Annotated in this window: 21 protein-coding genes; 19 read left to right on the top strand and 2 right to left on the bottom strand. The window is 48.9% G+C overall.

Annotation, left to right across the window (positions count from 1 at the left end; all coding sequences use genetic code 11):
- The first annotated feature begins 12 nt into the window (after positions 1-12).
- The 4 genes from lonB (at position 13) to HP398_RS09270 (ending at position 6332) form a co-directional block, all read left to right on the top strand.
- Positions 13-1710, top strand: a complete 1698-nt coding sequence (lonB, locus tag HP398_RS09255) for an ATP-dependent protease LonB (RefSeq protein WP_173622437.1) — start codon at positions 13-15, stop codon at positions 1708-1710.
- A gap of 246 nt (positions 1711-1956) precedes the next feature.
- Positions 1957-4296 carry an endopeptidase La gene (gene lon / locus HP398_RS09260; protein ID WP_017247497.1) on the top strand — a complete coding sequence of 780 codons (2340 nt, stop codon included), beginning with the start codon at positions 1957-1959 and terminating at the stop codon, positions 4294-4296.
- Positions 4293-4940, top strand: a complete 648-nt coding sequence (yihA, locus tag HP398_RS09265; RefSeq protein ID WP_017247498.1) for a ribosome biogenesis GTP-binding protein YihA/YsxC — start codon at positions 4293-4295, stop codon at positions 4938-4940. Before lon ends, yihA begins: the two co-directional genes overlap by 4 nt.
- Positions 4941-4979: 39 nt before the next feature.
- The gene (locus tag HP398_RS09270) at positions 4980-6332 is read left to right on the top strand and encodes a protein O-GlcNAcase (protein ID WP_173622438.1); all 1353 of its coding nucleotides are present in this window, start codon (positions 4980-4982) and stop codon (positions 6330-6332) included.
- A 48-nt stretch (positions 6333-6380) separates the two neighbouring features.
- Here HP398_RS09270 and HP398_RS09275 read toward each other — a convergent pair whose 3' ends face one another.
- Positions 6381-7322 (bottom strand): DMT family transporter, encoded by a 942-nt coding sequence (locus tag HP398_RS09275; RefSeq protein ID WP_305852147.1) that lies wholly within the window; start codon positions 7320-7322, stop codon positions 6381-6383.
- Between the two features lie 233 nt (positions 7323-7555).
- Between HP398_RS09275 and hemA the strand changes: the two genes are divergently transcribed.
- The 7 genes from hemA to HP398_RS09310 all read left to right on the top strand — a co-directional run bounded on the left by hemA (position 7556) and on the right by HP398_RS09310 (position 14596).
- Positions 7556-8920, top strand: a complete 1365-nt coding sequence (gene hemA / locus HP398_RS09280; RefSeq protein ID WP_173622440.1) for a glutamyl-tRNA reductase — start codon at positions 7556-7558, stop codon at positions 8918-8920.
- Positions 8921-9162: 242 nt separating this feature from the next.
- Positions 9163-9981: a cytochrome C assembly family protein gene (locus HP398_RS09285; RefSeq protein WP_017247503.1), complete on the top strand. Its 819-nt coding sequence runs from the start codon at positions 9163-9165 to the stop codon at positions 9979-9981.
- Between the two features lie 24 nt (positions 9982-10005).
- Positions 10006-10935, top strand: coding sequence for a hydroxymethylbilane synthase (gene hemC, locus HP398_RS09290; protein ID WP_173622441.1), 930 nt, complete (start codon positions 10006-10008; stop codon positions 10933-10935).
- Entirely contained in the window at positions 10932-11744 is an 813-nt protein-coding gene (locus tag HP398_RS09295) for a uroporphyrinogen-III synthase (protein WP_017247505.1), read from the top strand. The genes hemC and HP398_RS09295 overlap by 4 nt, the downstream gene beginning before the upstream one ends.
- Positions 11728-12702 carry a porphobilinogen synthase gene (gene hemB / locus HP398_RS09300; protein ID WP_017247506.1) on the top strand — a complete coding sequence of 325 codons (975 nt, stop codon included), beginning with the start codon at positions 11728-11730 and terminating at the stop codon, positions 12700-12702. Before HP398_RS09295 ends, hemB begins: the two co-directional genes overlap by 17 nt.
- 7 nt (positions 12703-12709) lie before the next feature.
- Entirely contained in the window at positions 12710-13999 is a 1290-nt protein-coding gene (gene hemL, locus HP398_RS09305) for a glutamate-1-semialdehyde 2,1-aminomutase (RefSeq protein ID WP_017247507.1), read from the top strand.
- A 120-nt stretch (positions 14000-14119) separates the two neighbouring features.
- On the top strand, positions 14120-14596 hold the full coding sequence (locus HP398_RS09310) for a GyrI-like domain-containing protein (RefSeq protein WP_173622442.1): 477 nt from the start codon (positions 14120-14122) through the stop codon (positions 14594-14596).
- Positions 14597-14647: 51 nt separating this feature from the next.
- Here the strand turns inward: HP398_RS09310 and HP398_RS09315 are convergent, their stop codons facing one another.
- Positions 14648-15325, bottom strand: a complete 678-nt coding sequence (locus tag HP398_RS09315) for an alpha/beta fold hydrolase (protein ID WP_173622443.1) — start codon at positions 15323-15325, stop codon at positions 14648-14650.
- Positions 15326-15435: 110 nt separating this feature from the next.
- On the opposite strand from HP398_RS09315, the gene HP398_RS09320 reads away from it, so the two are divergent.
- From HP398_RS09320 to hemY, 8 genes are all read left to right on the top strand, one after another.
- Entirely contained in the window at positions 15436-16227 is a 792-nt protein-coding gene (locus HP398_RS09320; RefSeq protein ID WP_173622444.1) for an alpha/beta fold hydrolase, read from the top strand.
- 86 nt (positions 16228-16313) lie between these two features.
- On the top strand, positions 16314-18188 hold the full coding sequence (locus HP398_RS09325; protein WP_017247512.1) for a bifunctional metallophosphatase/5'-nucleotidase: 1875 nt from the start codon (positions 16314-16316) through the stop codon (positions 18186-18188).
- A gap of 152 nt (positions 18189-18340) precedes the next feature.
- Positions 18341-18670: a PadR family transcriptional regulator gene (locus HP398_RS09330; RefSeq protein WP_017247513.1), complete on the top strand. Its 330-nt coding sequence runs from the start codon at positions 18341-18343 to the stop codon at positions 18668-18670.
- Positions 18657-19208 (top strand): HAAS signaling domain-containing protein, encoded by a 552-nt coding sequence (locus HP398_RS09335; RefSeq protein WP_017247514.1) that lies wholly within the window; start codon positions 18657-18659, stop codon positions 19206-19208. Before HP398_RS09330 ends, HP398_RS09335 begins: the two co-directional genes overlap by 14 nt.
- A gap of 1 nt (position 19209) precedes the next feature.
- Positions 19210-20058: a DUF4097 family beta strand repeat-containing protein gene (locus HP398_RS09340; RefSeq protein ID WP_173622445.1), complete on the top strand. Its 849-nt coding sequence runs from the start codon at positions 19210-19212 to the stop codon at positions 20056-20058.
- A gap of 138 nt (positions 20059-20196) precedes the next feature.
- The gene (hemE, locus tag HP398_RS09345; RefSeq protein WP_017247517.1) at positions 20197-21234 is read left to right on the top strand and encodes a uroporphyrinogen decarboxylase; all 1038 of its coding nucleotides are present in this window, start codon (positions 20197-20199) and stop codon (positions 21232-21234) included.
- A 17-nt stretch (positions 21235-21251) separates the two neighbouring features.
- Positions 21252-22184, top strand: coding sequence for a ferrochelatase (hemH, locus tag HP398_RS09350; protein WP_173622446.1), 933 nt, complete (start codon positions 21252-21254; stop codon positions 22182-22184).
- A 12-nt stretch (positions 22185-22196) separates the two neighbouring features.
- Positions 22197-23606: a protoporphyrinogen oxidase gene (gene hemY, locus HP398_RS09355; protein ID WP_173622447.1), complete on the top strand. Its 1410-nt coding sequence runs from the start codon at positions 22197-22199 to the stop codon at positions 23604-23606.
- Positions 23607-23615 lie beyond the last annotated feature (9 nt).

Raw genomic sequence — 23615 nt, forward strand, 5'->3', positions numbered from 1 at the left:
GAGGGACTGCATATGGACTATACGACATTGGTCATTGCTGTCATTGAAGTGGTTGTTGGTATCGTGATCGGCACCTACTTTTGGAACTTGCTGCGAGCGCAGAGAAACACGAAAACCTCAACCGAAAAGGAATCGCGTAAGGATCTTGATTCTATTCGTAAAATGAGAATGGTTGCATTGACTGAGCCTCTGTCAGAGAGAACAAGACCAGCGACTTTGGAAGAAATTGTAGGACAAGAAGATGGGCTTCGTGCGTTGCGTGCCGCTTTGTGTGGTCCCAACCCACAGCATGTCATTATTTATGGACCGCCTGGTGTAGGCAAGACCGCAGCGGCTAGGGTCGTGCTGGAAGAAGCGAAGAAAAATCAGCTATCGCCGTTTTCTTCTGATGCCAAGTTTATTGAAATCGATGCGACGATTGCTCGTTTTGATGAGCGCGGGATTGCTGACCCGTTAATTGGCTCTGTACATGATCCTATTTATCAAGGGGCAGGCTCGCTTGGGCAGGCGGGAATTCCGCAGCCAAAGCCAGGCGCTGTGACGAAAGCGCACGGTGGCATGCTTTTTCTTGATGAAATAGGGGAACTTCATCCTGTGCAGATGAATAAGTTACTAAAGGTTCTTGAAGACCGTAAAGTCATGCTAGAGAGTGCTTACTACAGCGAGGAAAATAACCAAATTCCTTCGCATATTCATGACGTTTTCAAATACGGTTTGCCGGCCGACTTCCGCCTGGTTGGAGCGACGACAAGGCTACCAGAAGAACTGCCTGCTGCGCTTCGTTCCCGTTGCCTGGAAATCTTTTTCCGCCCATTGAAGGCTGGAGAAATTGGGAGTATCGTGCGTACGGCCGTGCCTAAAATGAATATGAATATGGAAGATGGTGCTGTTTCCGTGATCGAGCGCTACGCGACCAATGGACGTGAAGCGATCAATACACTGCAAATCGCTGCGGGAATTGCCTTGACGGAAGACCGCAATGAAATCCAGGCTGCCGATGTGGAATGGGTGATGCACAGCAGTCAAAAATCGCCTCGCCCAGAAAAGCAGGTACATGATACACCGCAGGTCGGATTGGTCAACGGTCTTGCTGTGTACGGTCCGAACATGGGCAGTGTGATGGAGCTGGAAGTGACTGCTTCTCCCACCGCTGTTCCAGGTCAAGGTCGAATGGCGATGACAGGAATGGCTGAGGAAGAGGAGATGGGCAGCCGTAGCCGGACGATCCGCCGGAAGTCGATGGCAAAAGGATCGATCGAAAACGTTTTGACTGTCCTGAACAGAATGGGCGTCCGCCCGTATGATTACGATCTGCATATCAATTTTCCTGGAGGCATCCCTGTTGATGGTCCTTCTGCGGGCATTACCATTGCTACTGCGATCTACTCGGCGATTTTTAATCAGCCTGTCGATAATTTACTGGCCATGACTGGCGAAGTCAGTATTCATGGGAAGGTAAAGCCAGTTGGAGGTGTAGTTGCGAAGGTAGAGGCCGCCAAACAAGCGGGAGCGACCAGAGTCCTCATTCCACAGGAAAACTGGCAAAGCATTTTTTCAGACATGAAAGGGATCGAAATCATACCAGTGTCAACTGTCACTGAGGTAATTGAGCTAGCTGTACCGCAAGCTACTATGCAAGAAGAAGAGGCGACGGGATTTACTTTGCAAATCCCAGCAGAGGATCTCGCTTCCTCTCCGCTATCCCTGTAACAGTCGGGTATGCTCGCGGATTAGACATCGGATTGTGTTTGCGCTACAATGGAAAAAAGCTTCTGCTTGCAAAGAGCCTGAGGCCTTGCCCGGCCTGAAACGAGCTCCACAAAAAATGATTGCGAGATCTTTTTTGTCTCGTTTTTTGGGGCCGGGCGGGCGTTTGAAAAACGGCTTTGAGGGCCGTTTTTGTCTGTTATAAGGCTCTTTGTAAGAGGGTAGATCAACAAGGAGAGGTGCATCCGCTTGGGCGAACGTTCCGGTAAACGAGAATTACCGCTTCTCCCGTTGCGAGGATTGCTTGTTTATCCGACAATGGTACTCCATTTGGACGTTGGACGGGAAAAGTCCATCCGCGCATTGGAGCAAGCCATGGTAGACGATAACAAGATTTTGCTTGCGACACAGGAAGAGGTCCATATAGAAGAGCCAGATGCTGAGCAAATTTACAGTATTGGTACCGTTGCGCGTGTGAAACAAATGCTGAAGCTGCCGAATGGGACAATCCGTGTATTGGTAGAAGGCTTGCAACGCGCGAAGATCGAGGAGTATCTTCAACAGGAAGATTATTTCGTCGTGTCGATTACATATTTGCAAGATGAAAAAACAGAGCAAAACGAAGTGGAAGCATTAATGCGTTCCTTGCTGGGCCACTTTGAGCAGTACATCAAGCTGTCCAAAAAGGTTTCTCCAGAGACGCTAACCTCTGTGCAGGACATTGAGGAACCGGGACGTTTGGCAGATGTGATTGCTTCGCATTTGCCACTCAAGATGAAGGACAAACAGGAAATTTTGGAGACGACCAACATCAAGGAACGTCTCGAAATTCTTTTAACCATTTTGAACAACGAGCGCGAAGTACTAGAGCTGGAGCGCAAGATCGGCAACCGCGTGAAGAAACAGATGGAGCGCACGCAAAAGGAATATTACCTGCGTGAGCAAATGAAAGCTATCCAAAAAGAGCTGGGCGACAAGGACGGACGCCAAGGTGAAGTAGATGAGCTGCGTGCTCAGCTCGAAAAATCGGATGCTCCTGAGCGGATCAAAGCAAAGATCGAGAAGGAGCTCGAGCGTCTGGAAAAGATGCCGGCGACTTCTGCGGAAGGCTCAGTCATCCGTACGTATATCGATACCTTGTTTGCACTGCCATGGGCGAAGACGACCGAAGACAATCTGGATATTCATCATGCACAGCAAGTTCTCGATGAAGATCATTACGGCTTGGATAAACCGAAGGAGCGCGTCTTGGAGTATTTGGCAGTACAAAAGCTGGTAAACTCCATGCGTGGACCAATCCTTTGTCTGGTAGGCCCTCCGGGTGTCGGGAAAACATCTCTGGCCCGTTCCGTAGCGCGTGCAATCGGGCGCAATTTCGTTCGCATTTCCTTGGGTGGAGTACGCGATGAAGCAGAAATTCGCGGACACCGCCGCACGTATGTCGGTGCTCTCCCAGGACGAATCATACAAGGAATGAAGCAAGCAGGTACGATTAATCCTGTCTTTTTGCTGGATGAGATCGACAAGCTCGCGTCCGATTTCCGTGGAGACCCTGCTTCTGCGCTGCTCGAAGTACTCGATCCAAACCAAAATGATAAATTCAGTGACCACTATATCGAAGAGACCTATGATTTGACGAACGTCATGTTTATTACGACCGCAAACAGTCTCGATACGATTCCGCGTCCGCTCTTGGACCGGATGGAGGTCATCTCGATTTCCAGCTATACCGAATTGGAAAAGCTGAACATTTTGCGTGATTACCTCTTGCCGAAGCAAATGCAGGATCACGGTCTGGGCAAAGATAAGCTGAAAATGAACGACGATGCGATGCTGAAGCTCGTTCGTTTGTACACGCGAGAAGCGGGTGTTCGCAACCTCAATCGCGAAGCAGCTAATGTATGCCGCAAAGCTGCCAAGCTGATCGTGAGCGGGGAGAAGAAGCGTGTCGTGGTTACGGTAAAGACATTGGAGACACTGCTTGGCAAACCGCGTTACCGCTATGGACTGGCGGAGAAAAAAGATCAAGTCGGCTCCGTTACGGGTCTGGCTTGGACACAAGCAGGTGGAGATACGCTGAATGTAGAAGTCAGTATTTTGCCTGGAAAAGGTAAGCTCACCCTGACAGGGAAACTGGGTGACGTCATGAAGGAATCTGCGCAGGCTGCGTTTAGCTATATTCGCTCCCATGCAGATCAGTGGGGAATTGATCCGTCCTTCCACGAGAAGAACGATATCCACATCCATTTTCCAGAAGGGGCGATTCCAAAAGACGGTCCTTCTGCTGGGATTACCATGGCAACCGCACTCGTATCCGCCCTGACGAAAATCCCTGTGAAAAAAGAAGTGGGGATGACCGGGGAGATTACATTGCGAGGTCGGGTACTGCCAATTGGCGGGCTGAAAGAAAAATGCATGTCTGCTCACCGTGCAGGTTTAACCACGATCATTTTGCCAAAAGACAACGAGAAGGATATCGAGGATATCCCGGAGAGCGTACGCGGTGAACTGTCATTCTATCCAGTTGATCATTTAGATGAAGTGCTGCGTCACGCGCTAACTAAACAGCCAGTAGGTGACAAAGCATGAAAGTAACATCATCAGAGTTTATTATCAGCGCGGTTGGACCGAAGCAGTATCCTACGGATGGTCTCCATGAGATCGCGCTGGTAGGACGCTCCAACGTAGGGAAATCATCCTTGCTCAATAAAATGATGAACCGCAAAGGGCTTGCCCGGATCAGTTCTCGTCCGGGTAAAACCCAGACATTGAACTATTTCCGTGTCAATCAAATGCTCTACTTCGTTGACTTCCCGGGTTATGGGTATGCAAAGGTAGCGAAGACGATCAAGGAACAATGGGGAAAAATGATCGAGGGCTATTTGAAAAACCGGAAAGAGCTTCGCTTCATTATTCAACTGGTCGATATTCGCCATGCTCCGAGTAAAGACGATATTGCGATGTACGATTGGTGCAAGCAAATCGGGATCCCTACCGTAGTCGTAGCGACGAAAGGTGATAAAATCGCTCGCGGGCGTTGGCTACAGCATACGAAGATCATCCGTCAAAGCCTGAATTTGCGCGGGGATGATACGATCATTGTATTTTCCTCGGAGACAGGTCAAGGCAAGGATGAACTGTGGGCAGAAATCATGCGTCGTATCCGTGCTGGCGAGGAAATGGCCAGGGAGACGGCTGCCAAGGCTGAGGAGACTGCTCCAGCCAATGAGTAATTCTTAGACCCAATTCGTCGTGGGGAAGGGAGCATCTGAGTGAGCGGGAGTGCTTGCTTTGCTGTACGTGGTGTGATCGAAGGCTTCTATGGAACACCTTGGACACATGAAGAGCGGCTGGATATGATCGACTTTTTGCACCGACATGATTACAACGCGTATTTCTACGCTCCAAAAGATGACGAGTATCTGCGGGAACGCTGGATGGAGTCGCTCCCTACAAAAGCCAATCAACAGTTAGAAGAGTTGATCCAGCGGGCAAAGACTCGCAACATGCAGTTTATTTATTGTCTGGGTCCTGGGCTCAGCATGGAATATACGAATCGTCAGCACTTGGAGCTATTAGGCAGGAAGTATCGGGATTTGTATGATCGTGGTGTGCGTTACTTTGCGCTATTGTTCGATGATATCCCCATGCATCTGTTGCATGAGAAGGATGTAGCCGAGTTCGCCCATTTGGCGGAGGCGCATGCCCAGACGACGCTTTATGTGTGGGATTTGATACGGAGCTGGGGCGAACCAGTCAAGTTGGTTGTCTGTCCTACACAATACAACGGGATTGGAAAAGAAGCGTACATCATGTACCTCGGCCAGCATCTGCCGTCAGAAATTGATTTGTTTTGGACGGGACGATTCGTCTGCTCGCCCTACCTAACGGATGGTGATGCCATTCGCTTTCATGAGTCTACGGGTCATCAGCCATTTTATTGGGACAACTACCCGGTGAATGATTTGGCCATGGCGAATGAACTACATATCGGTCCATTGCGTCACCGCGATCCTGACCTGTGGCAATACGCAGCAGGCTATGTGGCGAATGCGATGTCTAGACCAGAATGCTCGAAGATTCCTTTGATTACGACGGCAGCTTATTTGCGAGATCCGATCGGCTACGATCCTGATACGGTATGGAAACAAGCCATAGAGGAAGTAGCGGGACAAAAGGATGCAGATGCTTTCTTTACCTTTGCGGATAATGTGCAAAGCTCGTTTTTATGCGAGGTGGAATCGCCGCGATTGCTAGAAGCGATCCTGACCTTCCGCTTTCATTTTTTGCAGGGAGATCGGCAAAAGGCCATTGCTGACTTGACGGCCCTTTTTCAGAAGATGGAGGATTCGGCAGACAAGCTGTTGGCAGGGATGACGAATCAGAAGCTTGCAGAAGAAACGAGGCCGTGGGTGGAGAAGTTCCATCTGTGGACAAAGGTCGGTCTGTCGGCAGTCGCTCTCATTGATCAGGGGACAAGAGGGCGACTTCCACAAGCAGCGTATCACTTGCTCCGGCTCAAACAGTGGCTCAAAAGAACGGAACGTTACCCGCAAGAAGTGTGCGGACCGATCATGCAGCTTTTTGTGGATGCCGTAATGCTAGAGGTCAAGAAGAGCTCATAAAAAAGTTCCTTTCCCGCAGGGGAGAAGGAACTTTTTTGCTTTTTCGAATCAGGCGGATTCACGACTCTCATTTGGTTTTCTCTGACGGAAATTCCGCAACCATTCTTGAATCGGCAGTTCAGCGAGAATCATGCCAGTGAAAATCAGGAGACATCCGGTCAGCTGTCTTCCATTCAATACTTCATGAATAAACACGTAGGAGGTGATTGCAGCAAAAACGGGCTCCAAAGCGAAAATGAGAGCGACCCGCGTCGAGCTGGTTTGTTTTTGCAAGGCCGTCTGCGCGAGAAAGGCCAGTGCCGTAGCGAAAATAGAAGTGACGATCAAACCAAAGGCCACCTCTGGGATGAACAAGATCGTCGGATCAAAAGCACGACTCCAATCCTCAAAGAAAAAGGCGTACAGCCAGCTCATAACAGCTACCGTGCCTAATTGCGTAATGGCAAGGGGCAATGCTGCAAAACGAGGTGCGTATTTGCCGGTAGAGACGATTTGCATAGCGAAGCAGATTGCACCGAAGAATACCAGGGCATCACCGAGATTAAAGGAGAACGACTGGCTCTGTGTCAGCAAATACAAGCCGAACGCTGCTAGAATCACGCCGACGATAGCGAGAGGTTTGACACGCTCACGCAAGAGCAAAAATGAGAAGAGCGGTACCAATACGACGGCTAAACCTGTGATAAAGCCAGCTTTGGACGGCGATGTATACAAAAGTCCTACGGTCTGAAAGGCATATCCCAGACAGAGCCAAAAACCGAGGATGACGCCTGCACGAAGTAGTGGCCCTCTCCATTCAGAGTTCTGCCCACGATAACGATTGCGGATGAAATAGATGATCAGTAAAAATAACGCAGCAATGGTAAAGCGTACGGCGTTAAACGTATTGGGAGGCAGCGATGCGATTGCCTGCTGTACGATCAAAAACGTAGTTCCCCAGATAACTGCGACGAGGAGCAGCGTTATGTCTGCCATCCAAGGTTTTCTCAAAGCTTCTTTTCTCTCCTTTCTGACATTTTCGCAATTTTTCTTCTGTTTTCATGTATAGCCGACATCATAAGGGATTCCCGGACGGAACGCAAGCGGATTATAAAGGATATACCCAAAGTGCACTCCGTTAAAAAACTTTTCACAATTACTCCTATCCGATTCGGGACATAATGATATAATAATAGTGCATTTTACATATGCCGCTAACAGGTTTGTTATTCTGGGAGGACATTATGGATATTCTTTTGCTGGGTCTAAACTATAAAACAGCTCCTGTCGAAATTCGCGAAAAGTTTACATTCAGCGACGATGGGACAGCACGCGCTCTTCATCTTCTCTCCCAGACGAAGAGTATCGCAGAATGTATCATCCTGGGGACGTGCAACCGGACGGAAATCTACGTTGTTTGCGACCAGGCGAATATTGGCCGAGACTATTCCCGCCGTTTTTTGGCTGAATGGTTCGGCGTGGAGAAAGAACAATTTAAGGATCATCTCTATATAAAAGAGAACGAACAAGCAATCGAGCACTTGTTCCGAGTCTCTTCCGGTCTTGATTCGATGGTAATGGGAGAAACACAAATCCTCGGACAAGTCCGGGATGCGTTCCTGTTGGCGCAGGAGCGTCAAACGACAGGGACTGTCTTCAACACCTTGTTCAAGCAAGCGATTACGTTCGCCAAGCGTGCCCATACAGAGACAGCGATTGGACAAAATGCGGTTTCTGTCAGCTACGCTGCTGTCGAACTGGGGAAAAAGATTTTCGGTTCCTTCGCAGGGAAGTCTGTCCTGATCGTCGGAGCGGGAAAAATGAGCGAGCTGACTGCCAAGCACCTGCACGCAAATGGATCGGAACGCGTCATGGTAGCGAATCGTACATTGGAGCGAGCGCAGCTTTTGGCAGAAAAGTTCAAGGGTGACTCCTGTACGATGGAGCAGTTGCCAGAGGCACTGCTCACAGCAGACATCGTCATCAGCTCGACCGGAGCGACAGGTTATGTCCTCGGCAAAAAAGAACTGGCTCCGATCATGAAACAAAGGAAGCATCGTCCGTTGTTCATGGTGGATATCGCAGTTCCTCGCGACCTGAATCCTGACTTGCATGATCTTGATAACGTATTTTTATATGATATTGACGATCTCGAAGGCATTGTCGCGAGTAACGTTGCGGAACGTTCTCGTGAAGCGGAACGTCTGGATGTCATGATTCAAGAAGAGATCGTGGCATTCTCGACCTGGTATCAAACGCTTGGCGTGGCGCCAATCATCGCTGCACTGCGTGACAAGGCAAACACGATCCAAAGCGAAGCGATGCGAAAAATCGAAAACAAGCTGCCGAATTTGTCTGAGCGGGAGATGCACATCATCCGCAAGACAACCAAGGGTATTGTCAATCAACTGTTGCACGATCCGGTCGTGCGTTTAAAAGAAATGGCAGCTACCAAAGATGGGGAAGAAGTGCTGGATATTTTCGAGAAAATGTTTGCGTTGGAGGAGATCCTGGAGCGAAAAGAACAGGAAGCAATCTGGGCTAACGATAAAAATAAACAGACATCTTCTTCTCGGGAGCAGGTATTGGCTTCCCGGTTCCCTGAATAAGCTGACCTGACAATCTATCTGCTACTAGAGGTTGTTCAAAAAGTCGTCTTTTGATCACGAAGTAGCTCAGTAAGCTAATTCGACATCGAATATGGCGTTCACCTCCGAAGTCCGGTGCTCATGTAGATTACCTACACTCCGCTCCTCCTTCGTTCGGTTCTCGCCATCTTCTCGGTGCTAAAAAGCCGACTTTTTGAACACGCACTGTTAGAAACCGATTGGGAAAGTGGGGGAGAGAGTGCATGGCCGAGGTGAGATGGATCTACGACTTGACGATCTTTCTCTACGCTGCAAGTGTTCTCTTCTATTTTAACGACTTCTTGCAAAGCAACCGGAAAGTCAATCGTCTGGCTTTCGGGTTGCTTGTTGTCGTTTGGGCCTTGCAAACCGCATTTTTTGTCTCGCAAGCAGTCATGAAGGGGTATTTTCCAGTCATTACGTTGTTTGAGACGCTCTTTTTTTATTCATGGGTGCTGGTAGGCTTGTCGCTTGCCATTCACTATTTTTTTCGGATTGATTTACTGGTTTTTTTTACTAATATTATTGGGTTCGTCGTGCTCGTCATGTCGATGTTTTTGCCGGAAACGCCGATTGAGGCTGTATCGAGCATCTTGACCTCTGAGCTATTGCTGACGCATGTGACACTGGCTATGTTCAGCTATGGGGCGTTCTCGCTCTCCATGATCTTCTCGGCCATGTACTTGCTTCAGCACAAAATGCTCAAAGAAAGACGTTGGTCGCCGTTGCTCAGGCGATTGCCTAGCCTCGATCAACTGGAAGGCTACGCGTACCGAATGAACATGCTGGGTGTACCGATGCTCTTGCTCTCGATTGTATTAGGGATCATTTGGGGTAAAATGGTTTTGCCGGAGAAATTTTTGTTTGACTCCAAAGTAGTGCTCTCCGTGCTAGTTCTTGCGATTTATTCGCTGTGGCTGTACCAACGCTATCGGGATACGGTGCAGATGCGCAGACTTGCGCAGTGGAACGTCCTGGCGTTTTTGTTACTGCTTATCAATTTTTTAGGCTTCACTACTTCTACATTTCACGACTGGTGGTAGGGGCTGTTCATCAAGGAGGCTGTCATGGGAAAATGGAAAGTGGGAACGCGTCGCAGCAAATTGGCGCTCACCCAAACGAAATGGGTCGTAGAAAAACTGAAGGGGTTCGCACCTGAAGCTGATTTTGAATTGCATGAAATCGTGACAAAAGGCGATCGAATCCTCGATGTGACCTTGTCCAAAGTAGGCGGAAAAGGGTTGTTTGTCAAAGAAATCGAGCAATCCTTGTTCGATAAGGAAACCGATTTTGCTGTACACAGCTTGAAGGATATGCCTGCTGAATTGCCAGAGGGCTTGGTAATCGGAGCGATTCCGAAGCGTGTTGATCCTCGGGATGTTCTGCTTTCCCAGGACGGCAAGACGTTGGATGAACTGCCGCAAGGAGCTTTGGTAGGGACTAGCAGCTTGCGCCGTTCTGCACAAATTCTCGCACATCGCCCTGACATTCAGATCGAATCTCTGCGTGGAAATATTGATACGCGCATGCGCAAGCTGGAGGAAGGCAATTTTGATGCCATTATCCTCGCTGCGGCAGGACTTGAGCGCGTGAATTTCGAAGGGAACATCTCGCAGTTCCTGCCTGTTGAAATCAGCTTGCCAGCAGTCGGTCAAGGAGCGCTTGCCATCGAATGCCGTGCAGACGATGAGGAGACACTCGCTCTCTTGAAGCAGTTTGATGACGCACCGACGCGTTTAGCGGTAACAGCAGAGCGCAGCTTCCTGCATAAACTCCAAGGCGGCTGTCAGGTGCCGATTGGCGCATATGCGACAGTTGGAGAGAACAATGAAATTACTATGACGGGAATGGTTGGCTCCCCAGATGGGAAGCAAATGTTCAAAAACACGGCGACTGGGCAAGATCCGTTAGCGCTGGGCATTCAAGTGGCGGAAGCCCTCCTGGCGCAGGGAGCGGGAGAAGTACTTGCGCAAGTATTGCGGGAGAATGAGCAATGATTGTCCACGGATCGCACAAGCCGCTGACTGGCAAGTGCATCATGGTCACGCGGGCAAGAAGTCAAGTTCGCGAGCTCGTTGAACATATCGAGCGGTTAGGTGGAGAAGCGTACGCATTTCCCCTGTTAAAAATGATGCCGCCGCCGGAAACTGCCAAGCTCGACGAGGCCATCACCCAGTTGCCAACATACGACTGGGTGGTCTTCACGAGTGTGAATGGCGTACGCTTCTTCTTGGAGCGCATGCGTGAGGTCGGGGTAGGACTCGAAGCGTTCACTGGCAAAATTGCTGCGGTTGGTCCGAAGACGGCCAAGGCGCTTGAGGATCACGGGCTCGGAGTAGCTGTCATCCCGTCTGATTACGTGGCGGAAGGCTTGCTGTCGAGCTTGTATGATCAGCTGCTTCCTGGTCAGCGTGTTCTGTTGCCTCGTGCAGATATTGCCCGCAAGGCACTGCCCAAGGAGTTGGCTCGCTTGGGGCTTGCTGTGACAGAGGTAGACGTGTATCACACTGTCATTGATGCAGAGCAGGCTCCAGATGCAGCGGAAAAGCTACAACAAGGTCTCATCGATATCATCTTGTTTACCAGCTCTTCAACGGTGACGCATTTCATGGCAGCGATGGAGTCCTATGCATCGTTTGACTGGCTCAAGCACGTTCAGATAGCCTGTATCGGACCAATCACGGCAGATACAGCAAGACAAAACGGGCTTTCTGTTCATGTGGTAGCGAGTGAGTACACCGTGGAAGGCTTACTAGCAGCTATCATAGAGAATCTGGGAGGGAATCGACATGGCACAAACATTTGACCGTCATCGCCGTCTTCGCAAAAGTGCGGCTATGCGCAATTTGGTGCGGGAGAACCACGTACGGGTGGAAGACTTGATTTATCCGTTGTTCGTAGTGGAAGGAAGCGGTATTAAGAATGAGATTCCGTCCATGCCAGGCGTGTATCAGCTCTCCTTGGACACTTTGGCCGAAGAGATGAAGGAAATCGTAGCTCTAGGAATTCAAGCTGTTTTGATGTTTGGGGTACCAGTACATAAAGACGCATGCGGAACAGAGGCGTACAATGATGATGCGATTACCCAACAGGCGATGCGTCTGATCAAGGAAGCCCATCCGGAAATGCTCGTGATTGCAGATACATGCCTGTGTGAATACACCGATCATGGTCACTGTGGTGTCATTCACGAAGGCGAAGTCGTGAATGACGAGACATTGAAGCTTTTGGGTCAGACCGCCGTTTCCCAAGCAAAAGCCGGAGCAGACATTATCGCTCCTTCCAACATGATGGACGGTTTCGTGATTGCAATCCGTGAAGCTTTGGACGAGGCTGGTTTTGAGCACATTCCGATCATGTCCTATGCGGTGAAATACGCTTCTGCTTTCTACGGGCCATTCCGCGATGCGGCAGGCTCGACTCCACAATTTGGCGATCGCAAAAGCTATCAAATGGACGCGGCCAATGCACGTGAAGGTCTTCGCGAAGCAGCTTCCGATGTAAAAGAGGGAGCGGACTTTTTGATCGTGAAGCCAGGTCTTGCCTTCATGGACATGGTTCTTCGTCTGCGTGAGAACTTCAACCTGCCGATCGTGGCTTACAATGTGAGTGCAGAGTACTCCATGGTAAAAGCGGCAGCTCTGAATGGTTGGATCGATGAAGAGCGTATCGTTATGGAAACATTGGTTGGCTTCAAACGTGCAGGTGCAGATTTGATCATTACGTACCATGCAAAAGATGTTGCAAAATGGCTGGCGAGGTGAGCATGAGATGAATAGAGAAAAATCTACTCAGTTATTTGCAGAAGCACAGCATTACATACCAGGTGGAGTAAACAGTCCGGTTCGTGCCTTTAAGAGCGTCGGAGGCAATCCTGTTTACATTGCAAAAGGAGAAGGCTCCCGCATTTTTGATGTGGATGGAAACAGTTATATTGACTACATCGGCTCGTGGGGTCCATTGATCTTGGGCCATGCACATCCGCGTGTCCTTGCAGCGATTACGGAAGTAGCTGCGCTTGGAACTAGCTTCGGCGCACCGACTGAGCGGGAAACAGAAATGGCAAAGCTCGTTTGTGAGATCGTGCCATCTGTAGAAGTCGTGCGCATGGTGAACTCCGGTACAGAGGCAACGATGAGCGCTCTGCGCCTTGCGCGTGGTTATACCAGACGCAATAAAATCATGAAGTTCGAAGGCTGCTACCATGGTCATGCCGACAGCCTGTTGATCAAAGCTGGCTCCGGTGTGGCTACACTGGGACTTCCAGACAGCCCAGGTGTACCTGAAGGAACAGCACACAATACGATTACGGTTCCTTACAATGATCTGGAAAGCGTCAAACTGGCATTTGAAGCGTTTGGCGATGATCTGGCAGCAGTTATTGTGGAGCCAATCGGCGGCAACATGGGGGTTGTTCCTCCACAGCCAGGCTTCCTCGAAGGACTGCGTGAAATTACAGAGAAACATGGGACACTGCTGATTTTCGATGAAGTCATGACTGGCTTCCGGGTAGCATTGGGCGGTGCACAAGAGCTGTACGGCATTACTCCGGATTTGACCACGATGGGGAAAGTCATCGGGGGTGGCTTGCCAGTAGGTGCATACGGCGGCAAACGTGAGATCATGCAGCAAGTAGCTCCTGCAGGCCCAATCTATCAGGCAGGGACGCTGTCGGGTAATCCTTTGGCGATGGCAGCAGGCTTGACTACCTTGCAAGAGCTCAGCAAACCAGGCGCATACGAACGCTTGGAGAAGATGTCCGCTCGTTTGGCTGAAGGCTTGGCTGACAATGCCAAGAAGCTGGGCATTCCGCACACGCTCAATCGCGTGGGTTCCATGGTTTGCCTGTTCTTTACAGAGACGCCAGTTATCAACTACGAAACAGCGAAATCATCCGATCTGGAGCGTTTCTCGGCGTACTTTAGCTATCTGCTGGAGGAAGGCATCATGATCCCGCCGTCCCAGTTTGAGGGTATGTTCGTTTCCTTGGCTCATACCGATGAAGATATCGAACGTACGATTGAAGCAAGCTTCAAAGCGATGAAAAGAGCGTTTGAATAAAGAATGAAAAGAAGAAAGCACTTCCTTGCTGATGCAGGAGGTGCTTTTTTTGATTTTTTGCAGGATTTTTCCACCCCTTGTCAAAATACGAAGGAAAATGCAGATGAATGAGGTGGAGACATGGAAGGGACGATCATTCACGTACCGCAAAAGCATCTGGTTGGCCTTAGCTTCTCTGGTTCGTTTCCTATGCTAGTGGAATACATGCCGAAGCTGTGGGAGACTTTTTTGAAGCGCCAGGATGAGATTCCTCTCGTGATTTCACCAGATGTTCGTTACGACATCAGCGACGAGAATCTGACGTACCAAATGTATACCGAGTACATTGTGGTGGAAGTGGAGCGCTTCGAGCATATCCCTGAGGGCATGCTCGGGTTCACGATTCCAGAGAGGACATACGCCCGCTTTACCCATACAGGGCCTATGGAGCAGGTGCAAAATACATACCACGGACTGTTTGGTTGGCTCAACGAGAATGGCCATCAGGTGGACGAGCAAGCTCGTCGCATGGAGCGCTACGATCAACGGTACGTTCCATCTGTGCATGAGTCTGCTCGGGTCGACAATGCGTATGAAATTTTTATTCCGCTTCGGTAAAAAAAAGAAAACAACACCGCTCATTGCAAGCAAGAGGTGTTGTTTTTGATGTCAATCTATTTGCTTGTCCAGGAAACGTGCTAGTTCACCCATGACAGACTGTAGCACTTGAAGGGAATCATCGACGTAGAGATCAACATCGAGGGAGTGCTTAGCGTCTGGCGGGAGATGGAGCTGGATGTTTGGTTTGGATGTGGCAAGCTGATCAACCACGCCCTGATTGTAGTAATGATCGGCGGTGCCTGAGACGAGAAATATCGGTTGGGTAAGAGTTAGCAATTCCGTATGGAACACTTCCTCAGTCAGCAATGGCGTCAATAAGATTGCAGATGAACAGGCAAAACGAGATTCCTTGAGCAATCCGCAGGTAATCGGCACCGTACCGAGTGACTTCCCGAGGAAGAAAACTCGTTCATATCCGTACACATCCAGCACATGTGAGACAACCGTTTGCATCTCCTCGCTGATCCAAGCACTGCGTTTGGCGAATGAGCTATTCCAAAAATCCGCATTGTCTCGTCCATACTCTGCGTGTACATAGACGAGATCGAACTGTTTACTCAAAAAAAGCATGGTAGAATAATACAGATAAGGCCTGTCGAACGAATAGCTGGCTCCGGGAAAGAAAAAACAGACGGAGCGAGATGGCGTCTGACTTGCCTGAATGTGCGTATACGCCATTTCTCTCCCGTCCCTGACGATCACGGAACCTGTTTTTGGGTATACCATCTACATGTGCACCTCTTTCATGTTCTTTTGAACAGGGGTTATTTTCAAATCGTAAGGGTAAGTAGCACTTGTTGACAAGAAGTAACCAAACAATAAAGGAGTATGATTCGATGAAAAAGGAAGTCCAACTGAGTAACGGCATCAAAATAGCCTATGTAGAAGAAGGAACAGGAGAATCGCTTGTTTTGATCCACGGTTTTTGCGGGAGCTCATCTTACTGGCATAAGCTAGTGCCGCTCCTGTCTAAAACGCATCGTGTCATTGCGATCGATTTGCGTGGTCATGGAAATAGCTCGGCCCCTGATGAACCGTATTCGATGGAGCGCTTTGCAGACGATCTGGCTTTGTTTGTAGATGAGCTGGGTTTAGCGAAGATTCATCTGTTTGGACATTCGCTCGGTGGCTATGTAACCTTGGCTTTTGCAAACCAATACGCGGACAAGCTGGCGAGCTTTGGCTTGATCCATTCGACGCCATATCCGGATGACGACGCTGCCAAGGCTAACCGGGATAAAGGAGCCCAGAGTATTCGGGAGAATGGGATGGAGCCTTTTATCAAAGCACTCATCCCGAAGCTGTTCGCACCTTCGCATATCGAATCGATGAGAGAAGAAGTCCAGCTGGCAAAAGAGATTGGCTTTGCGACGAGCCCGATTGGAGCCATCCAAACACTAGGCGCCATGCGTGATCGAGTAGATCGCAATCATGTGCTGCAAGAAACGACTTTACCTGTGCTATTAGTCGCAGGAACAGAGGATCAGATCATTCCTGCAGAAAAAACTTTTACAGTAGATAGAAATAGCGTCGAGCAAGTGCTGCTGCCTGATGCTGGGCATATGGGCATGGTCGAAGCGCCAGAGAAAATGGCTGAAGCATTGGGGAGCTTTCTCAACAAAAAGTAACAAAATCACACCATAGTCCTAGCAAATTTTGCTATAATGAAAACGTTATCCTATTTATTTATACATAGACGAGAGGGGAAATTATCATGAAAAAGGCACGTCGGATTACGATGACGGCGTTTGCATCTATCGTATTTGCATCGCTGATGTCTTCCTCAGCATTTGCAGCACCATTGCATCCCGTACAGCACGCTGACTGGATGGTGAAAAAGGCAATTGTATCAGCGGGTCAAAATGGCGATCTTGCTCTGGATCGTGCTGTGACTCTCGCGGAAGCTACTGTTGTTTTCTCCAAATTGAAAGAAGTAAAAGTGGGAGCTGCCGCTAAAGGTGCTCATTGGTCTGCTCCTTACTTCGACTGGGCAAAGAGCCAAGGCGCTCTCACACAAGACGACTATAAAAACCCTGCGCAAGTGGTAACATCTGCCAAGCTGACACAAATGGCTGACAAATTGGGCTACAAAATGAAGCTCGACAACAAAGCGACGGTAACGCGCGGTGAATTTTTCCAAGCATTGGGTGATGCGGCTACCACGCATGTAACGATTGCACACACCAACGATACACATGGTCATATTCAAGAAGACAAGAACCAAAAAGAATTCGGCTTTGCCAAAATCGCAACTTTACTCAAGGAATGGCGTGCAGAGAACGAAAACTTCTTGCTCTTGGACGCTGGTGATACCTTCCAAGGTACCGTTTTCGTGAACCAATTCAAAGGCGAATCTGTTGTTCCAATCCTCAACAGCCTCGACTACAACGTAATGGCTGCCGGTAACCACGAGTTTGACTTTGGTTATGAGCAATTGCTCAAGCTGCGTGACATGCTCGAGCATCCAGTCATCTCTGCTAACGTGTTCAAGGCAGATGGAAAAGAATTGCTGCCACCTATTTTCAAAGCAGAGATTGGCGGGAAGAAATTCGCCTTTGTTGGTTTCGTAGCGGAAGACACACCTGTATTGACTCACCCTGACAACGTAAAAGGGCTGACATTTAAAAATCCGGTAGAAGTGGCGAAAGTACTTGTACCTGAGCTGAAAAAAGAAGTAGATCACGTGATTGTTGTTTCCCATATCGGAGTGACCGTAGACCGTGAAATCGCGAAAAACGTTCCTGGCATTGACCTGATTGTTGGTGGTCACTCCCATACTCCGCTGAAAGCACCTGAACTCGTAAACGGCACGTACATCGTACAAGACTGGGAGTACGGCAAGTCTCTCGGACGCGCTGACCTCTACTACCTCGGCAAAGAATTGGTAGCATTCAGCGGCGGTTTGAAAGAGTACGATGAAGCAGTTGTGGCTGATCCAGACGTAGATAAGATGGTAAAAGAAATCGTAGGCAAGATCGATACAGTAATGAATGTTGTCATTGCGAAATCCGAAGTGCCACTCGATGGTGACCGTGCACTGGTACGTACGAAAGAAACAAACGTAGGTAACCTGATCACAGATATCATGCTGGAGCGCACGAAGTCGATCAAAGGCTATGAAGCAGATGTAGCACTTGCTAACGGCGGTGGAATTCGTACACAGCTGCCAGCAGGCGATATCACGAAAAAAGGTCTGTACACGCTCCTGCCATTCGAGAATAATACACTGGCAGTCGTAGAAGTAACAGGCGAAGAGCTGAAGAAAGCCCTCGAAAACGGCGTGAGCCAGGTAGAAGAGGGAGCAGGACGCTTCCCGCAAGTGAGCGGCATGAGCTTCACGTACAACCCATCCAAGCCAGCTGGCGAGCGCGTAGTAGAAGTAAAAGTTGGCGACAAGCCGCTTGACCTGACCAAAACGTATAAATTGGCAACGATCGACTTCCTGGCAGCAGGTGGAGATGGTTACGAATCGTTGAAAAAGCCATTCTTCAACACAGGATTGTCCATGTACAGCATTGTGGAAGAAGGATTGGTCAAGCGTAAAACTGTCAATCCAAAAGTAGAAGGCCGCATTGTTGAAGCAAAATAAGGTTTGACCGGACAGGGATGGAGAAAAACCTCCCTGTCCATTTTTTACGCAGTCGCAGTTCCTTGGTATGCTGCGAAAAAGAGGTTTTGTTATTATGAAGTACCTTGCAATATATAGTAGCTATTTGGTAAGCTTTGACATGGGTGATGTTGATGAACGTACAGTTTAAAAAAGGGGTTCTGGAGCTGTGTGTTCTCGTCTTGACAGCTAAGCAGGACAGATACGGCTACGAACTGGTTGCGAGCATCTCGGAAAAATTCCATATCTCTGAAGGAACGGTTTACCCCTTACTTCGCCGTTTGACCCAGGAAGGATTTTTTACGACCTATTTGGCGGAATCACAAGAGGGACCCCCACGGAAATATTACCAGCTGACAAATCGCGGTCGTCAATACATGAATGACCTCGTCTTGGAGTGGCGAATATTTAACCGCGGGGTAAATGAGATCATAGAGGAGGGACTCGGATATGACAAGGCGTGAGTTTATGGATGAGTTAAATGCTTTGCTTAGCGCTTTGCCTGATAAAGAGCGCTTAGACATCCTTGCCGATTATACAGAGCATTTTCTCTTAGGAATGAAACAAGGGAAGACGGAGGTTGAAATTGCAGAAGGATTGGGGAGTCCGAAGCTAGTGGCACGTGAACTTTTGGCTGGCTACCGAATTGATCAAGCACAGTCCAACGCATCCGTAGGGAATATGACGCGAGCGATTGTCGCGACGATCAGCTTGGGATTTTTCAATCTCGTCTTCGTTTTGGGGCCATTTTTAGGCCTGATTGGTATACTGATGGGGTTGTATGCAATGACTGCGGCGCTTTTGGTCGCCCCAGTCGGAATATTCTTGGATTACGGGATTCCTGCCCCTTCTCAAGAGCGACTTTTCTTGTTGTTCTCCAGCATGGTTTCCGTAGGATTGGGCGGAATGTTTGCCATCGGTTTGCTGCGATTGACGAAATGGCTGTATCGCCAGTTCTTACGTTATCTCCAGTTCAACGTGAAGATGATCAGGGGGAAATGAGATGAGAAATTTGGGGAAAAGACTCTTTGGAATCAGTCTTCTTTTGTTCATCATCGGTGTATGTGGAATCATCTGGCTCTTTACGAAGCAAGAAAATTTCTCATTTTCGTTAAAACAAGTCAATGAAGAGCACATGATCGAACAAGAGGTAAAAGCGATTGAGTTGCTGACGGAAACGGCTGATGTGGAAATCATGGCAAGCAAGCAACCAAAAGCGAGTGTACGGATGGTCGGGGAAGTATCCGAACAACAGCAGGAGCGACTGGAGTTTCGGAGTGTAGTCTCACAAGATGGTACGCTGCTCGTAGAACTGCGTGAACGTCCTCACGTCAATATGTTTTATCCTCGCAACGGGAAGGTAAAGCTGGAGCTCTTCCTACCCGAAAAAGTGTATGAGCGCGTCCAGCTTGAAACGATGACAGGGGATATCAAGAGCGGAATGCTGCATGCAAAGAACACGAAAATATCCAGCAGCAATGGAGATGTGGACGTGTTGGGCTATGAAGGAGAAGCGCTTAACGTCCAGACAGCTACAGGAGATATCAATCTGACAAATGTTCGCTCGGCCGTTACCATTGAAAGTTCTACAGGCGAGATTGATAAATTGACAATGCCAGAGTTAACCCATGACGTTTCTATTCGAACGGATACGGGGGATATTCGAGTGACAGTAGCCAAGGAGCCTGCTTCAGCACAGCTCGAAGTAACGACAGATACAGGAGGCATCGAAACCACCTGGTCTAACCTTACTTATGAAAAGAATGAGGAATACAAAGTGAAGGCATCGATTGGATCAGGTGGACCCAAAATGACGGTGCGAAGTTCTACCGGAGACGTTCGCATTCAATAGGAGAAGTTTGGAAACACTGATGGATAGGATTGGAAACGGAAGAAACGAAAAGATTTTGACACAAAAGAGACATTACTTGTCGAATGACGAATGGTATCATATTGAAGGAAACATAATTGTGCAAAGCGAGGTTTATTCATGACCGCAAAAACTTTTAACGATACGTTTTTGAAAGCATGTCGCGGTGAAGCGACAGAGCGTGTTCCAGTCTGGTACATGCGTCAGGCAGGGCGTTATCAGCCAGAATACCGCGCCATCCGCGCGAAGCATAGCTTTTTTGAAATGAACTACATACCGGAAGTTTGCGCGGAAGTGACACGTCTGCCCGTTGAGCAATTGGGCGTTGACGCTGCAATCTTGTTTGCAGACATCATGACGCCACTAAAACCGATTGGCGTGGATGTGAATATCGAATCTGGCATTGGTCCTGTAATCGCAAACCCAATCGAATCCTTGAAGGATGTTGAGCGTCTGCTTGAGCTCGATCCGGAAACACATGTGCCGTACATTCTTGAGTCCATTAAGATTTTGCGTCAGCAATTATCTGTTCCATTAATCGGTTTCGCGGGTGCACCGTTTACACTGGCTAGCTATTTGATCGAAGGTGGCCCTTCCAAGCACTATCATAAGACAAAAGCATTCATGTATACCGAGCCAGTTGCTTGGCAGGCGCTGATGGAAAAACTGGGCGATATGACGATCACCTACCTCAAAGCGCAAATTAAAGCAGGCGCGCAAGCTGTGCAAGTATTTGATTCGTGGGTCGGTGCATTGAATGACGAAGATTACCGCGAGTACATTACACCAGTTATGACGCGTATCTTCAACGCACTAAAAGATACTGGCGTGCCAACGATCTATTTTGGTATCGGCGCTGGTCATCTTTTGATGGATTGGAACCGCTTGCCTGTTGATGTGGTTGGTCTGGACTGGCGTACTTCGATTACGACTGCTCGTGAGATGGGTGTGACGAAGACGCTGCAAGGCAATTTGGACCCAACGCTGCTATTGGCTCCTTGGGAGAAGCTTGAAGCGAAGGCGAAGGAAATTTTGGATGAAGGCACAAAACAACCAGGCTTCATTTTTAACCTGGGACACGGCGTATTCCCTGACGCCAAAGTAGAAACGCTGCAACAACTGACGAAGTTCATCCATAGTTACAAAAGGGACGTCTAATCAGGAGGGGCGCTATCATGTCAAAGCAGAAGATCGGACTCTTGTTAATGGCGTATGGAACGCCACGCAGTCCTGAACAGATTGAACCATACTATACGCACATTCGTCGTGGTCGTAAGCCACCACAAGAACTGCTCGATGATTTGATGGCGCGTTACGAGGCTGTAGATGGATTGAATCGATTTGCAGACATTACGGATGAGCAGGTGCGCGCTCTCGAGCAGGAAATGAACAACCGCTACTCAGACCGTGAATTTGTAGGGTACCTTGGTTTGAAGCATATCGCTCCGTTTGTCGAAGACGCAGTAGAGCAAATGAAGCGTGATGGGATTACAGAAGCGATCAGTCTAGTTCTGGCGCCTCATTATTCCAGCTATAGCGTCAAAGAATACAATGGACGAGCACAGGAGCATTCCACAGCAATTGGCGGACCTGTCATCCACAGCATTGAGAGCTGGTATCTGGAACCAGGCTTCATCGGATATTGGGCTGATGCTATTCAAGCGACGTTTGCTACGATGACGGATGAAGAGCGTGGACAAGCAGTCGTGATCTTCTCCGCTCACAGCCTGCCGGAAAAAATCCTGAAGTCAGGTGATCCGTACCCAATGCAACTGGAAGAGACAGCAAAGCTCATTGCCGAGCAAGCAGGGATCACTTCCTATGCAATCGGATGGCAAAGCGCCGGAAATACACCTGATCCGTGGCTGGGACCAGATGTACAGGATTTGACTAGAGAGCTGTACGAAGCAAAAGGCTACCAAGCATTTGTTTACTGTCCAGTCGGATTTATCGCAGAGCATTTAGAAGTTCTGTTTGATAATGATGTGGAATGCAAAACGGTTACAGATGAGCTAGGGGTACATTACTATCGTCCAGCGATGCCTAACGCCAGACCTGCGTTCATTTCCTGTCTGGCTGATGCAGTCGGAAAGAAGCTGGCGAATTAGGGGATCGATCATATGAGCGATAATACCTATCATATTACAATTATAGGCGGCGGCATCACAGGGTTGACCGCTGCTTTTTACTTACAAAAGGAAATCGAAGCAAAAGGCTTGCCCATCCGTTTTCAACTGATTGAAGAGCAAGGGCGACTTGGTGGGAAAATCAAGACATGGCGTCACGAAGGGTTTGTTATTGAGCAAGGTCCCGATTCGTTTCTCGAGCGGAAAACGAGTGCGGCTGAGCTGGCAGTGGACTTGGGGCTTGCGGATGATCTCGTTCGCAACAGTACAGGCCAAGCGTATATTTGGCATCAGGATCGCCTGAAGGCTATACCAGAAGGAGCGGTCATGGGTGTACCGACGAAGCTCATGCCTTTTGTCACGACCGATCTCATTTCTTGGCCGGGCAAGCTTCGGGCAGCTTTGGATCTCGTTCTTCCTGCATCAAAAGGAGACGGCGATATCTCCGTGGGGGACTTTTTTCGGCGTAGGCTAGGTAATGAAGTTATTGATAATCTTATAGCGCCCTTATTGTCTGGTGTCTACTCCGGGGATCTCGACAAACTCAGCTTGCTTGCGAGTTTTCCTCAATTCGCGAAAATGGAGGAGCAGCATCGCAGCTTGATCGTAGCGATGAAGCATTCTCGCCCGCAAGTAAAAACGCAAGAAAAGCCAAAAGGCATCTTCCTGACGTTGAAGAACGGCTTGCAGTCCTTAGTAGAGGCAATCGAAAAGAGCCTGCCAGAAGAAGTTATCTCGAAGAATACCGGTGTCAAAGAACTGGTGAAACGGCCAGACGGGAAGTACACCTTGGTAATGAAAAATGGGGAAACGATCGAGACAGATACGGTGCTGTTTACCGTACCACATGCTGTCGCAGAGCCGTTGTTCCGTCCTTATGTACAAGTTCCTACCTTGCCACAAGCGAAGCCGCATATGGTCGCAACCATCGCTATGGCGTTTCCAGAGTCAGCGATTGATTTAGGAATGGAAGGGACAGGATTTATTGTACCGCGGCATTCTGGAGCAAAAATTACCGCGTGTACGTGGGCGCATCGCAAATGGCCGCATACGACGCCGAAAAACAAAGCCTTGCTGCGTAGCTTCATAGGAAGAGCAGGAGAGCAATCCTTCATGGAGCAGACAGACGAGGAAATTTTGGAGGTTGTCCTCCGTGATCTGCGCAAGATCATGACGATTCGAGCAGAGCCGGATTTTTATAACGTATCACGCTTGCAAAATGCCATACCATATGTGGTCGGGCATCAGGCTTGGGTGCAGGATATGAACAATCAATTAAAAGAAAAACTCCCTGGTGTTATCCTGGCAGGTGCGTCATACAGTGGCGTAGGTGTACCAGATTGTATTGATCAGGGGAAAAAAGCAATAGCAGAATGGATCGCGTCTGTAAAACCGGGGAGATAGATAACCCCG

Origin of the sequence: Brevibacillus sp. HB1.4B (assembly GCF_013284285.1) — a bacterium.
Taxonomy (GTDB): Bacteria; Bacillota; Bacilli; order Brevibacillales; family Brevibacillaceae; genus Brevibacillus; species Brevibacillus porteri.